This window comes from Paenibacillus vulneris (assembly GCF_039543185.1).
GTDB classification, from domain to species: Bacteria; Bacillota; Bacilli; order Paenibacillales; family NBRC-103111; genus Paenibacillus_S; species Paenibacillus_S vulneris.
The window spans coordinates 38,566-52,960 of record NZ_BAABJG010000029.1; the positions used below are offsets into that span (position 1 = coordinate 38,566).

Genomic DNA, 14,395 nt, shown 5'->3' on the forward strand with positions numbered 1-14,395 from the left:
AAGAATAAGGAGTGTATCAAGTCATGACAATGATTACTAATGTTTATGCTCGTGAAGTGCTGGATTCCCGCGGTAATCCAACAGTAGAAGTAGAAGTATATCTGGAGTCCGGCGCAAAAGGACGCGCTATCGTTCCATCCGGCGCATCCACAGGCGCATACGAAGCAGTTGAGCTTCGCGACGGTGACAAATCCCGCTACTTGGGTAAAGGCGTTCTGAAAGCTGTTGAGAACGTAAATGATATCATCGCTCCTGAATTGATCGGTTTCGACGCTTTGGATCAAGTCGCAATCGACAACAAAATGATCGAGTTGGACGGTACTCCTAACAAAGCTAAATTGGGTGCTAACGCTATCTTGGCGGTTTCCATGGCTGTAGCTCGTGCAGCTGCTGAAGCTTTGGACATCCCTCTGTACGTATATTTGGGCGGATTCAACGCAAAACAGCTTCCAGTACCTATGATGAACATCATCAACGGTGGCGCTCACGCTGACAACAACGTGGACGTTCAAGAATTCATGGTTCTTCCTGTAGGCGCTCCTACATTTAAAGAAGCTCTTCGTACGGGTGCTGAGATCTTCCACAGCCTGAAATCCGTATTGAAAGAAAAAGGCTTGAACACAGCAGTTGGCGACGAGGGCGGCTTTGCTCCTAACTTCGCTTCCAACGAAGAAGCTATCACTTCCATCCTGACCGCTATCGAGCGTGCTGGCTACAAACCAGGCGTTGACGTATTCTTGGGTATGGACGTGGCTTCCACTGAGTTCTTCAAAGACGGCAAATACCACCTCGAAGGCGAAGGCAAATCCTTCACTTCCGCTGAGTTCGTAGACTTCTTGGCGAACTGGGTTGAAAAATATCCAATCATCACAATCGAAGACGGCTGCTCCGAAGACGATTGGGAAGGCTGGAAATTGCTCACTGAGAAATTGGGCGGCAAAGTACAATTGGTTGGCGACGACCTGTTCGTAACGAATACAGCTCGCTTGTCCCAAGGTATCGAGCAAGACATCGCAAACTCCATCTTGGTTAAAGTGAACCAAATCGGTACTTTGACTGAAACCTTCGATGCTATCGAAATGGCTAAGCGCGCTGGCTATACTGCAGTTATCTCCCACCGTTCCGGTGAGAGCGAAGACAGCACCATCGCCGATATCGCGGTTGCAACTAACGCGGGTCAAATCAAAACAGGTGCTCCTTCCCGTACAGACCGCGTAGCGAAGTACAACCAATTGCTTCGCATAGAAGACCAATTGGGCGGCACAGCTCAATACGCTGGTAAAAAAGCGTTCTACAACTTGAAGAACTTCAAATAAGATAGTAGTACTTGGTATAATCAAAAGACGGGTTCTAAATCCGTCTTTTGTGCTTATTTAATAATAAACGGGTTGTATGAACAGCTGTTTTCATCGAGGAATCGGCCGGAGAAAGAGACAGCTGCCGGAGAGTTTACGTGCGGCCTTTAAAAACGGGTTGTTACCGCAAGGGAAAGGATTAAAGAACCCGTTTTCAACAGACGCCGGAGGCAGTGTCTCATTCGCAGGCAGAAGCACAGGTTCGATAAGACTCTGCGCTGTTCATACAACCCGTTCCAGGGGGTCAATCATGGGTAACGGGTTAAAGACTGTATTATTTTTAATAGGGTCAGCCTTTCTGACACGGTTGATCCCCTTTTCATCTTTTTTCCGTAACTTGGACACGATGATTCACGAATTTGGCCATGCGGTGATGACGCTGGCGCTTTCGGGTAAGGTTATGTACATTGAGCTGTACGCCAATCACAGCGGGGTTACGTACTCCCAGATCGTGAATAATTGGAGTTCCATTCCGGTATCGCTCGCCGGCTATATGACAGCGTCCTTGTTCGCCGTCTTCTTATTCAAAATGCGGGCTGGGGGCAGACAGCGGCTCGGGCTTCAGGTCATTACCGTGATTGCTATCATCTCCCTCATTTTATTCGTTCGCAACGAGTTCGGCGTCATGTGGCTGGTCGGTTTCATCGCATTGAACATCATTATGCTGGCATTATCTCCACGCTGGCTGACGGATTTTTATTATTTGCTGCTCGCGTTCCTCACCTTGGAGGAATCGGTGGTCGGTCCGATCTCGCTGATCGTGTATGCCTTGGAGAATCCGGCATCGGCAGGCGATGCGGCCAACTTAAGCCGAATCACATTCATACCGGCCTTGGGCTGGGCGGTATTCTTCAGCCTATTCGGGTTATGGTGCGCCAAAAAAGCGATCACCGCCTTTCTGGAGCGCAGGAAACCGAGACCGGCACGGCAATCGGAACAGCCCCGTTATAACGAATACCGTTAAGAGGATATAGGGGGCTTATTTGCCACTAGGACAAGTCTGTGATATAATACAAATGCTGTCTATTTTAGGGTCTTATTGTGGCTATACCGTTAGCTTTTGTTTAATCCAGGAATGATTGCTCGCAGGAGGTGGAAACATGGAACTTGTTTTGAAAATCGTACTGGTCATCGCCTCTCTCGGCTTGATCGCGGTCGTACTGCTTCAGCCAGGGAAGAGCTCAGGGTTGTCCGGTGCCATCTCCGGAGGTGCGGAGCATCTGTTCGGAAAACAAAAGGCGCGCGGCTTGGAGTTGTTTTTATCGCGATTGACGATCGGATTGGCAGCAGCATTCTTCATTCTGTCGCTGGTCGCTGCTTACTTCGTAAAATTAGGGTAATAAAACACACGCAGCAGGGGAATGATACTCCTGCTGTTTTTTTGTTCAAGCACAGCTTTCGGAGGTCGGGTCATGAGCCGCAATGAGAAAACAACGGAACCTTTTTTTCTACAGGGTCACGGGGAACGTGCTTCGACTCATATAATGATGATACACGGGTTTACCAGTTCACCGGCGGAATTTCGCCGGCTCGGATATTATTTGCATGACATCGGCTACACGGTAGACGGAATCTTGCTTCCTGGTCATGGGACCTCGCCGGAGGATATGATGACAACAGGCTGGAAGGATTGGTCAGGCCATGTGGTGCAGCATTATGACGCGATTAAGAACCGGAACGGGAAACAGGTTATCGTGATTGGCCATTCCATGGGAGGCTTATTGGCGATGAAGCTGGCTATGGAACGCAGGCTGGAGGGCGTTATCTCCTTGTCCGCGCCGATATTTCTGAAAAGCAGGAAGACGATCATGGCTGTCCTTTTGAAATATGTGATGAATTATATGGAGGCAAAGCCTGCTGCTGCCGATTATATTATTGAGGAAGCGTGTACATATACCAAAATGCCGGTTCCCTGCATCGTCGATTTGAGAAAGCTGATGAAGCTGGTCAAATCCAGACTGGAGAAGGTGCATGTTCCGATTTTTATCGCCCAAGGGGAGCGTGACGGCGTGGTTCGTCCCAAAAGCGCTGCCTATATTTATCAGCACGTATCGTCCCAAATGAAGCAGCTTACGTATTATCCCGACTCTTCTCATGCCGTGCTGCTGGATAAAGAGCGGGAGAAGGTATATGAAGATATTCATCGTTTTGTGATGATGGTTCAGCATCATGCGGCGCTCGTGCGTGCATTAGGCTGGTCAAGTGACGGTGCGGTGTTATCTTAGCAGGGAAATGGGTAAAACTATATGAAAGAGAGAAGGAAGGTGAAATGTTGATTACAAGAGAAGCGATTTTGGACTTCATGAAGGAAACGGCCTACAAGCCGATGACATACCAGGAATTGGAGAAGCATTTTCAGATCGAAAGTGCCTTGGAGTTCAAAGATTTCCTTAAATTATTGAACGAGCTGGAAAATGAGGGCTTGATTCTGCGGACCAGAACGGAGCGCTACGGCGTGCCGGAAAGAATGAATTTGCTGCGAGGCAAGCTGCAGGCTCACCCCAAGGGCTTTGGATTCCTTATTCCTGAGGACAGGGATCATCCGGATGTATACATTCACGCCAATGACATGGCCGGTGCTATGAACGGAGATACGATTCTGGTTCGGATCACGACGAAAAGCACCCACGGCGGCAAGCTGGAGGGTGAGGTAGTCCGAGTCGTTACCCGGGCTAATACGCAAATGGTAGGCCTGTTTCAATCTCATGAGGGCGGCTACGCCTTTGTCATTCCGGACGATAAAAGAGTGATACGGGATATTTTTATTCCTAAGCATGCTTTTAATGGAGCGATGGACGGACATAAGGTTGTCGTCAACATCGTGTCGTACCCGGAAGGCCGTGCTGCAGCGGAAGGGGAAGTCGTTGAGATTTTGGGTCATAAAAATGATCCAGGAGTCGATATTATTTCCATCATCCGTAAACATATGCTGCCGGAAGCATTTCCGGATGAGGTTATGGAGCAAGCTCAGGAAGTGCCCGAGGTCATATCGGAGGAGGATCTGGCCGGCCGCCGTGATTTGCGGAATAAGCGGATTGTCACGATTGACGGAGAAGATGCCAAGGATCTGGACGATGCGGTTAACGTAGAGCGTCTGCCAAACGGAAACTACCTTCTGGGCGTTCATATCGCAGACGTAAGCTATTATGTCCGGGAGGGCACTCCGCTGGACAGAGAGGCGTATAATCGCGGCTGCAGCGTTTATCTGGTGGACCGGGTTATCCCGATGCTGCCGCATAGGTTGTCGAACGGGATTTGCTCGCTGAATCCGCAGGTTGACCGGTTGACGATGTCCTGTGAGATGGAGTTCGACGCCAGCTTGAATGTCGTTCGACATGATATTTTTACAAGCGTGATTAAGACCAGTGAGCGCATGACCTACACGAATGTGCGTAAGCTGCTGACAGGCGAGGCGGATGAAGAGCTTCAGGAGCGTTACGCTTACTTGATGGATGATTTCAAGCTGATGGAAGAGCTGGCAATGAAGCTTCGCGGCCGGAGGATGAATCGCGGAGCTATCGATTTCGACTTCCAGGAATCGAAGATTCTGGTCGATGAGAACGGCAAGCCGACGGACATTATCAAAAGGGACCGTACCATCGCCGAGATGATTATCGAGGAGTTCATGCTGGCAGCTAATGAAACGGTGGCGGAGCATTTTCACTGGTTGAAGGTTCCGTTCCTGTACCGGATTCACGAGGAGCCGGATTCGGAGAAGCTAATGCATTTCATGGAGTTCATTACGAACTTCGGCTATGTTGTTCGCGGCAAAGGCAATACGGTGCATCCTCGTGCGCTTCAGACACTGCTGGAGGAAATCAAGGGAACCAAGGAAGAGACGGTTATCAGCACGGTTATGCTTCGTTCTATGAAGCAGGCGCGGTATGACGCTCATAGCTTGGGGCACTTTGGCTTGGCGGCCGAGTTTTATTCTCACTTTACGTCCCCTATTCGACGTTATCCGGATTTGATTATTCATCGTGTGATTCGCGAGGTGCTGGAAAGCGGCACTCTGGATGATAAGCGTCTAGAGTACTTGGCAGGACGCATGGAAGATATCGCGAAGCAATCTTCGGAGCGCGAGCGTGCTTCTGTCGATGCGGAGCGGGAAACCGAGGCGCTGAAGAAGGCCGAATATATGATGGATAAGGTCGGCGAGGAATTCGAGGGCATTATTAGCAGTGTGACGAACTTCGGGATTTTCGTCGAGCTGGATAATACAGTCGAAGGACTTATTCGACTGAGTGATATGCATGATGATTATTACCATTATCATGAGGCGCAGCACGCGCTGATCGGAGAGCGGACGTCCCGAATTTACCGCCTCGGCGATGAAGTGAAGGTACGCGTCTCCCGCGTCAGCATGGATGAACACACCATCGATTTTGAGCTGGTGGATATGAAGCCGCGGAAGCAGAAGATGAGCTTGGTCGACGCGCTGAAGGGTGCGCGCCGCGGCAATAAGGCTCGCGGACGCCGTGGCGAAGCTGCCGGCGGACGCGCAGGGCGCGCTGGCCGCGGAGGCGATCGCGAGCGTACAGCAGCGGAGGCCGCGCGCGGCGGCAAGCGCAGCAAGTCCGGCGCCAGCGCGAGCAAAGGCGCAGCCGGCAGCAAGAGCGCGCGGACGCGCAAGGGCAGCGCCAGCGGCGGGGCGGCTCTGTCGGCCGGTACCTCGCGGGGCACCGGGGTCGAGGCCGCCAAGGCGCGCGCGCTGGAGGCGCATGGCTCCGGCAAGGGAGCAGTGGCCGAAGGCGGGCGTCCGGCGCCGCGCAAGCGCAAGAAAAAGCTGAAAAAGTAGCTTTTTCGCTTGCTTCGGGGGATTGGAGTTTGGTAAAATGAACTCCAATCCCTTTTTCGAGCGCTGTAGGGAAGGAGTTGGGGAACGATGACTACCAAAAAGGCCGATGGTAAGGTTCTTGCGCAGAACAAGAAAGCTTCCCATGATTATTTTATTGAGGATACTTACGAGTGCGGCATGGTGCTGACCGGCACGGAGATCAAGTCGCTAAGGCTGGGACGAGCTAATATCGGCGATGCTTTTGCCACCATACGGAACGGCGAGGCCTTCATTCATAATGTGCATATCAGCCCGTTCGAGCAGGGAAATCGGCATAATCCGTCCGATCCGACCCGTACCCGCAAGCTGCTGCTGAAAAAAGCGGAGATCCGGAAGCTGCTCGGTCAAGCCAAGCAGGAAGGGTATACACTCGTGCCGCTCAAGATTTATGTGCGGAACGGTTATGCGAAGCTGCTGCTCGGTCTCGGTCGAGGGAAGAAGCAGTACGATAAGCGCGAATCCGCGGCCAAACGCGATGCGCAGCGTGATATTCAACGGGCCCTTCGCGAGAAGCAGAAGATTGCCCGATAGCACCCATCGCCAATTTCAATGCGAAATTGGTTCGGCTTCCAGCAAGATAGGCTTCACTTTGTTCGGAAATATGGTATACTAAGTAAGCATCCCAAGCGGATGCATGCTTCATCTATTGCGGCTTTCCTGGCAGAAAGCCCACCTATGCGGGGACGTTCTTGGATTCGACGGGGATAGTTCGAGCATAGGTAGCGGGTAGTGGGGACGCGACCGCTTTATCAACGCTAAAGCCTATTAAATGGCAAACAACAACAACCTGCTCTTTTAGCAGCCTAAGAAACTGCTGGAGCGCTCCTACCTTCCATCGCCCATGTGGCGGGATAGGGGCTCAACCTTTAGTGGGATACGCTGTCTAGTCTCCGCCTGCGGCTAGCTGAAGAAGACAACCAGGCTGACCCAACGCAGAGCCGGTTACGGGGCGCTGCTCGGGTGACATCAAAACTGTGACTACACCCGTAGAAGCCTATGTGGCGTTATCTTCGGACAGGGGTTCGACTCCCCTCGTCTCCATACCCTGTCCGAGAAATCGGATAGAAAAAAAGGCACAATCTCACCAAAAAAGATGAGGTTGTGCCTTTTTCATTTAAAACACTTTTATTAAACTAACGGGCAGGATAACGCAACTTACTCGAATGGTATTTATATTAGCAATTTGTTTTACGGTTAGTATCTGATCCGTAAATTCCGCCGAAAAGCTGCGTAGAATCTTCTACTCCGGCTTCTTCTGCAACCATAGTTATTAATCCTGGAGGTCCCCCTATTACAGCGAAATAGCCATCCTTAGACGCCGGATCCAATCTGCGTCTTGTGTGCTATCAGCTTCCGCTAAAATGAGGGGACAGGCAGGGAGAATGACGGATAAATCGAGTCAGCATCATGGCAATTTCGTCCGGGGGAAGCGTTCGACCGGTTATGAACCAATGCTGAATCAACCCGAACTGGCCAGTGCCCAGATAAGCAATGATATAACCGGCTGGTTGATCAGACCAACTCGAATCGGGGTGATCTTTCTTAAGACTTTCGTACAATCGGGTTCCGACAAGGTACTGAAGCCGCTCTCTGAATTCGATGGGAGCGGAGGGATGAAAGACAGCCTTGAAAAAAGAAGCATGATGTTGCAAATATCGAAAGGCTTCGGCGATAGCCGGGAAAGGCGATCTCTCATCCGAATGCTTAAACAGATCACCCAGCTGAATGGGCTCGAATATATCCAGCAAGCCACGCATCCACTCCGTTTGCTCAATCAGGTCGTAAATATCTTTGTAATGCAAATAAAAGGTGCCGCGGTTGATACCAGCTTGTTGCGACAGATTCTTAACGGTTAACTCCTTGATCCCCTGATTTTTTAGGATGTCCAACAGTGCATGTTCGATGAGCTTGCGGCTACGAATCGCCCGCAGATCCGTATTTCCCTCCATTATCCATACTCCTTTCTAACGTAATGTACAGTATTTCTACAGTGTTCCTTATTGAACAGATCGGCTGTAATGTTGATTGTTCCGAACGATTGGGCTTATTATAATATACCCCATGACGCATATCAACACGTGTTCATTTGAAAGGAGAAGGGTACTTATGCAATATCGAGATTTAGCGCGTACGGGGATTAGCGTGAGTCAATTTGCCCTTGGAGGGGGCGTTTTCGGAGCGCTTGCCGGCAAAGAAGAGGGGAGCCGCATTATTGACGAAGCACTGGACGCCGGCATCAATATGATCGATACTTCCAACCGTTATGGAGACGGAGAATCGGAAAGAATCATCGGCGAAGCGATTAAGGGCAGGCGGGAAAAGGTGATTCTGGCAACGAAATTCGGGGCCGAACCGAATGACGAGCGGAATCAAAGCGGCGTTTCTCGCCGCTGGGTTCGGCAAGCGGTCGAACAAAGTCTGCTACGGCTGCAAACGGAATATATCGATCTTTATCAGTTGCACCGTCCGTTTGGGGACGTTGCTTTCGAAGAAATATTGGGCGTGTTAAGCGATCTTGTCCAAGAAGGCAAGGTCCATTATATCGGCACTTCCAACCATCAAGCTTGGCAGTTGTCAGAATCGCAGGCAGAGAGCGAGCGTCGCCGCTTGCAGCGGTTTGTCAGCGAACAATCTCCATACTCGATTCTTAACCGAAGCATAGAGATGGACATTGTCGAAGTCGCTCGGCGTCACGATTTTGCTTTGTTGACATACAGTCCGCTGGCAGGTGGTCTACTGACGGGCAAGTACGCGTCCGGTAGCGTGGCGGAGAGTGGGTCGCGAGCGGCACTATTAAAGGGAGCGGCCGGCCGCATGCTCGATCCCGAATTGCCTGAAAATGCGCAAAAGTTCGCGATCATCGAAAAGTTGAAGCATGTAGCCGACCAGGCAGGAATGCCGCTGGCCCATATGGCTGTAGCGTTTGCCCGGACCCATCCGGCTGTCACTTCAATTATTGTGGGGCCGCGCACATCAGAGCAATTGAGACAATATATAAACGGAGCGGATCTGACACTTAGCCCCGATCTACTGGACGCCATAGATGAGATTGTGCCCCCCGGGAGCAGAATGGACGGTCAAAATCCTGCTTGGACACCGGAATGGCTGGATACTTCCCGGCGAAGACCTTAAAGATGGTCTGATCATCAGCCCAGTCTAACGACTGGTGCTGCATCAGTCCTTATTCTAACAAGAGAGTAATAATACACAATGGCAGTCGGGCATGAAGCAAGGCTGCCGTTGTGTTGATTATTTCGAAAAGTATTGATTAAGCTATCGGGTAACGATAGTTCAACACCAAAACGGCTGCCGCGGGGCAGCCGTCATTGCGCTAACTGGCAGATTAGTTTTAATCGTTATAGTCAGTTATGCTATGATTGAAATAGTTTGCATGTATCGCCTGTAGTGGTGACTTATAAAAAGATAGGGAGAAATGGAATGAGAAAAATTGTGGTTGGATGCAGAAAGAGTGCACTTGCGTTGACACAAACGGAACAAGTAATTTCCGATTTGACACTGCTTAGCCAAGCGCACGGAATGGAATTTACGTTCGAGTTTAAAAAAAAGTCACCAAGGGTGACCTGATTTTGGATGTAACATTGTCTAAAGTGGGGGGTAAGGGTCTTTTCGTAAAAGAGATTGAACAGGCCATGCTTGACAAGGAAATCGACATGGCGGTGCACTGTCTAAAGGACATGCCCTTCGATCTTCCTAGAGGCCTTGTAAATGGTGCCGTTCCAAAACGTGAGGACCCGCGCGATTGTCTGATCTCTATCAGCGGCGCCGGACTTAAGGATTTATTGTTTGGTGCGCGTGTAGGTACCAGCAGTCTGCGGCGATCGAGCCAAATAGCGGCACTACGACCGGATCTTATCATTGAGCCGTTACGGGGGAATATTGACTCACGTCTTCGTAAGTTAGATAATGGTGAATTTGACGCGATCATCTTAGCAGTCGCGGGACTTAAAAGGATGGGCTGGGAAGACCGTATTACTGAAGTTCTATCTCCAGAAACGTTCTTGCCTGCTGTCGGGCAAGGTGCTCTTGGTATTGAATGCCGTGAAGATGATACTGAGTTAAGGAAGTTGCTGGACTTGTATAATGATCCACAAACAGCTCTGGAGGTAACTGCGGAGAGAGCATTTCTCGGGGTATTGAACGGTGGATGTCACGTGCCAATTGGTGCATTTGCAGTATTGAATCAAGCTCTAAAAAGAGATGCAGAAACAACTGAACATAGTCTACAGCAGATTTCGTTAACGGGAATGGTGGGAAAACCGGACGGCTCCATTATACTTAGAGAAACCTATACTGGGGAATCCCCTATACAAGTAGGTGAAGATGTAGCAAAATTACTGATCGGCAAGGGAGCTGAGAAAATCTTGGCTGAAACATCGTTAAGCTAACGGGTACGATAGTTCAATAACAATGAGGATATCAGCACAAATCTCTGGGCAGAATACGTAGATTAGCGCTAAGAACCAGCACAAAATTTGTTTGTATGGGGGAGCCTCATAATAAGTACTTTCTAGGTACCGACTCCCCTCGTCTCCATAAAGCACAAAAAGCATCGACCTTTCGAGGTCGGTGCTTTTTTCTTTATGGAGACCTTGAGGGGAGGAGATCCCCGCTAAGGGGTTCAGTCCGCGCGGACTGGAGCGAAGCGGAGGGAGCACGGCATCGAAATCCACCGCTAGGGTTGTCTTCGTCGAGTGTGCTTCGAGAGCAAGTTAAATAGGGATTTCGATACTCCCCTCGTCTCCATAAAAATGCGAAAAGCATCGACCATTCGGTCGGTGCTTTTTTGCATTTGGAGACGCAAGGAGGGAGGCGAAGCCCTGCAAGGGGTTCAGTCCGCGCGGACTGGAGCGAAGCGGAGGGAGCACGGCATCGAAATCTACCGCTAAGGTTGTCCTCGTCGAGTGGGCTTCGGGAGCAAGTTGAATAGGGAGTTCGATACTCCCCTCGTCTCGATGTATGTGGCGGGATAGGGGCTCAACCTATAATGGGATACGCTGTCTAGTCTCCGCTTGGGGCTAGCTGAAGAAGATAATATCAGGTTCAGCAGCTATTAGATCAAGCTGAATACTTTGAAACGCTGGAAGAATATTTCGGTCATTAAATTGACTTTGATCGAACGTTCGATTATACTGTGTTCATGAAAAATAAAGCCGATAACAAAATGGAACTCATCTATCAAACAACCATTGAGCTTCTCAATGAAATAGGTCTGTCCGATATCTCCATGTCCAAAATTGCGAAGAGGGCAGGCATCTCTTCATCATCTATTTACTTTTATTTTGAAAGTAAAGAAGACTTGCTGATTAAACTATATTTTAACCTCAAGGAACAAATGCATCAGATGATGTTTAAAGGTGTAACGGCAGATATGCCAGTCAAGGATGGTTTTGAGAAGATATTACGTAATTATTCCAATTATATTATGAACAATAAAGCTAACTTTCTGTTGATGGAACAGTTTCTTGACTCACCGTTTATACGCAAAAGCTGTAAAGATCAAAACGGTGGTGTATTCAAGCCGATGTATGCCTTATTCGAGAGGGGGGTCAGGGAAGGTTTATTCAAGGACTCGGAAACGAATCTTTTGGTTACTTACTCCTGTCTGCCATTTGTCCAAATGGGGAAAGAATATATAAATGGCGAATATGAATTCAGTTCTGCTAATATCGAGAAAATGGTTCAAATGAGCTGGAATGCTATTAAAGCATAGGCAGCACATTTTTTTGAAAAATATTGATCGAACGATCGATATATTTTTTTGATCTAAATTGATCGATCGTTCGATAAAATTTTAATCTAAATTGATCGATCGTTCGATAGAAAGGAGGTGAACGTTCGTATGCTTGCTACCAAAGGCCGCGGGCATCCTGATGTCTAGGAAAACCTGTTGAAGAATTGATTTTTTTATTCAGATTCAATATCAATATTCTTTAAGGAATACAGACGGGGAGACTAGCGTTCATGAAGAACTATAAGTTGATTATTTATTTTCTTGCACTAGGTGCGACCGTGGTCGGTACAGCCGAATCGATTATTACTGGAATTCTTGACATGCTTGCCTCAGATATAAATGTGTCGATAGGTCTTGCCGGACAATTGGTTACCATATATTCCATTGGCTACGCAGTGGGTACGCCGATTCTGATTGCGTTCACCTCAGGGCTCGATCGGAAAAAGTTACTATTGATGGTATTATGTATTTTCGTTATCGGTAATATCGTCGCTGTTTTGAGCCCTAATTTTGCATTACTTATGATTTCCCGGGCTGTCTTAGGAGTAAGCGCAGGCGTTTTCGCCGTAGTTGCCTTGGGTGTAGCCGCACAAATGGCTCCGCCGGAGAAAAGAGGAAGTGCGATCGGTACTGTCTTAATGGGAACAAGTCTTGCACTCGTCGTCGGTCTTCCTTTAGGAACTTTGATCGGGGAGTATATGGGATGGCGCTGGATCTTCGCTATTCTTGGCTTAATCACCTTGATAACGATTGTTGCCATCGCAAAAGCCGTTCCAAAGTTATCCGGTCAAGAAGCGATTCCGCTGTCTAAACAACTGGCCGTACTCAAAAAATTCAAAGTAATAAGCGGTTTGTTAACCTCTTTATTCTTTATTACAGGTTACTCTGTTGTTTCTACGTATTTAGCTCCGTTGCTGCGCGAAAACGCAGGTCTTAACACCAATACGATTAGCCTTGTCTTGTTAGGCATGGGACTAATGGCTGTTGTAGGAGCACGTGTAGGAGGCCACGGTGCCGATAAATGGGGAATTGCTCGTACTCTTATTGCAAGTCTGCTCCTTCATGTGATGGCCCTGTTCTTTCTTCCGATTGCTGCCGTTACCTTTGCAGGCGCCTTGTTTATACTCGCCCTTTGGATGCTTGGGGCTTGGACAACGGCCCCAGCACAGCAGTTTAATCTGGTTACTATGGCTCCTCAATCAACCGATATTATTTTGAGTTTGAATTCCTCTGCATTCCATCTTGGTGTCGCCGTGGGAGCAGCTCTAGGTGGAGTGGTTGTCGAACAACTCTCGCTATCATCAATTGGTTGGGTCGGAGGACTAATCGTATTGCTTGCAACTGTATTTGCATTGATTTCGATTGCTTTGAAAAATAAACAGAATGTAGCTGAACAGCTCAAAAGCGTATAAGAAATAGATATCGAATATGCAAAGCATACCGTATTGTGATTTCAACATTGAACATGAGGAGTGATTTTTATGGAAAAAAGAGCGCTTGGATCAAGCGGGTTGGAAGTATCTGCTCTGGGATTAGGCTGCATGACCATGTCCGACTTTTACGGTAGCGACCGGGATGAACAGGAATCCATACGGACGATTCATCGATCATTGGACCTTGGTGTGGGCTTCTTGGATACCTCAGATATGTATGGCGTCGGAGAAAATGAAAAACTGGTGGGTAAAGCGATTAAAGATCGGCGTGACGAGGTCGTTTTGGCTACCAAGTTCGGGGTAGTACGCGACAAATGGGGGAGTTCCTGGGGATATAACGGAAGAGCGGAATATGTTAAGGCTGCCGCCGAAGCAAGCTTGCGCAGATTAGGCGTTGACCACATCGACCTGTATTATCTGCATCGTATCGATCCCTATACACCAATTGAGGAGACTGTGGGGGCGATGGCTGATTTGGTGAAGGAAGGGAAGGTTCGTTATATCGGCCTTTCAGAAGCCTCGCCAGATATGATACGCAGAGCACATGCAGTTCATCCAATATCGGCAGTGCAAACGGAATATTCCTTATGGTCCCGAGACATTGAAGACGAAGTTCTTCCTACCCTCAGAGAGCTTGGCATCGGTTTTGTAGCCTACAGCCCGCTTGGACGCGGGTTCCTAACCGGTACAATTCAACGATACGAGGATTTGGGGTACGATGATATAAGACGGAACTTCCCTAGATTTCAAGTACAAAACTTACAGAAAAACCTTCAATTTGTTACACGGATTCAAGAGATGGCTGCTGAAAAGGGATGCACCGCACCTCAATTGGCGCTGAAATGGATATTGATGCAAGGCAGCGATATCGTACCTATTCCAGGAACGAAAAGAAGAAAGTATTTGGAGGAAAACATTGGATCTTTGCAGGTTGAGCTTACGGATTCGGATCTTAGACGTATTAATGAAGTAGCGCCGAAAAACGTTGCAGCAGGACATCGGTAATTACAGGAAATGA

General features: G+C 48.8%; 11 protein-coding genes, 1 other RNA gene and 1 pseudogene. 12 read left to right on the plus strand and 1 reads right to left on the minus strand.

The genetic code is table 11. From position 1 onward, the window contains the following. Positions 1–23: 23 nt before the first annotated feature. From eno to ssrA, 7 genes are all read left to right on the plus strand, one after another. The gene (gene eno / locus ABEA66_RS25005) at positions 24–1,316 is read left to right on the plus strand and encodes a phosphopyruvate hydratase (RefSeq protein ID WP_192703452.1); all 1,293 of its coding nucleotides are present in this window, start codon (positions 24–26) and stop codon (positions 1,314–1,316) included. Positions 1,317–1,605: 289 nt separating this feature from the next. Then, a complete protein-coding gene (locus ABEA66_RS25010) occupies positions 1,606–2,319 on the plus strand; it encodes a M50 family metallopeptidase (RefSeq protein WP_345591815.1) in 714 nt (237 codons plus the stop codon). A 136-nt stretch (positions 2,320–2,455) separates the two neighbouring features. Beyond that, complete coding sequence (gene secG, locus ABEA66_RS25015) at positions 2,456–2,695, plus strand: preprotein translocase subunit SecG (RefSeq protein WP_028548996.1); 240 nt, start codon at positions 2,456–2,458, stop codon at positions 2,693–2,695. A gap of 72 nt (positions 2,696–2,767) precedes the next feature. Next, positions 2,768–3,580, plus strand: coding sequence for an alpha/beta hydrolase (locus ABEA66_RS25020; RefSeq protein ID WP_345591818.1), 813 nt, complete (start codon positions 2,768–2,770; stop codon positions 3,578–3,580). A gap of 47 nt (positions 3,581–3,627) precedes the next feature. Next, entirely contained in the window at positions 3,628–6,153 is a 2,526-nt protein-coding gene (rnr, locus tag ABEA66_RS25025; RefSeq protein ID WP_345592303.1) for a ribonuclease R, read from the plus strand. Positions 6,154–6,240: 87 nt separating this feature from the next. Beyond that, complete coding sequence (gene smpB, locus ABEA66_RS25030) at positions 6,241–6,723, plus strand: SsrA-binding protein SmpB (RefSeq protein ID WP_079914657.1); 483 nt, start codon at positions 6,241–6,243, stop codon at positions 6,721–6,723. Between the two features lie 148 nt (positions 6,724–6,871). Continuing rightward, positions 6,872–7,236, plus strand: a transfer-messenger RNA (tmRNA) gene (ssrA, locus tag ABEA66_RS25035). 302 nt (positions 7,237–7,538) lie between these two features. Here ssrA and ABEA66_RS25040 read toward each other — a convergent pair. After that, on the minus strand, positions 7,539–8,141 hold the full coding sequence (locus tag ABEA66_RS25040) for a TetR/AcrR family transcriptional regulator (protein WP_079914663.1): 603 nt from the start codon (positions 8,139–8,141) through the stop codon (positions 7,539–7,541). Between the two features lie 157 nt (positions 8,142–8,298). Here ABEA66_RS25040 and ABEA66_RS25045 point away from each other — a divergent pair, with 157 nt between their 5' ends. The 5 genes and pseudogenes from ABEA66_RS25045 (at position 8,299) to ABEA66_RS25065 (ending at position 14,382) form a co-directional block, all read left to right on the plus strand. Beyond that, a complete protein-coding gene (locus ABEA66_RS25045; RefSeq protein ID WP_345591821.1) occupies positions 8,299–9,324 on the plus strand; it encodes an aldo/keto reductase in 1,026 nt (341 codons plus the stop codon). Between the two features lie 306 nt (positions 9,325–9,630). Then, positions 9,631–10,598: pseudogene (hemC, locus tag ABEA66_RS25050) on the plus strand (hydroxymethylbilane synthase). A gap of 752 nt (positions 10,599–11,350) precedes the next feature. Further along, positions 11,351–11,923: a TetR/AcrR family transcriptional regulator gene (locus ABEA66_RS25055; RefSeq protein WP_345591824.1), complete on the plus strand. Its 573-nt coding sequence runs from the start codon at positions 11,351–11,353 to the stop codon at positions 11,921–11,923. Between the two features lie 251 nt (positions 11,924–12,174). After that, positions 12,175–13,356, plus strand: coding sequence for an MFS transporter (locus tag ABEA66_RS25060; RefSeq protein WP_345591826.1), 1,182 nt, complete (start codon positions 12,175–12,177; stop codon positions 13,354–13,356). A gap of 69 nt (positions 13,357–13,425) precedes the next feature. Then, the gene (locus ABEA66_RS25065) at positions 13,426–14,382 is read left to right on the plus strand and encodes an aldo/keto reductase (RefSeq protein WP_079914668.1); all 957 of its coding nucleotides are present in this window, start codon (positions 13,426–13,428) and stop codon (positions 14,380–14,382) included. Positions 14,383–14,395 lie beyond the last annotated feature (13 nt).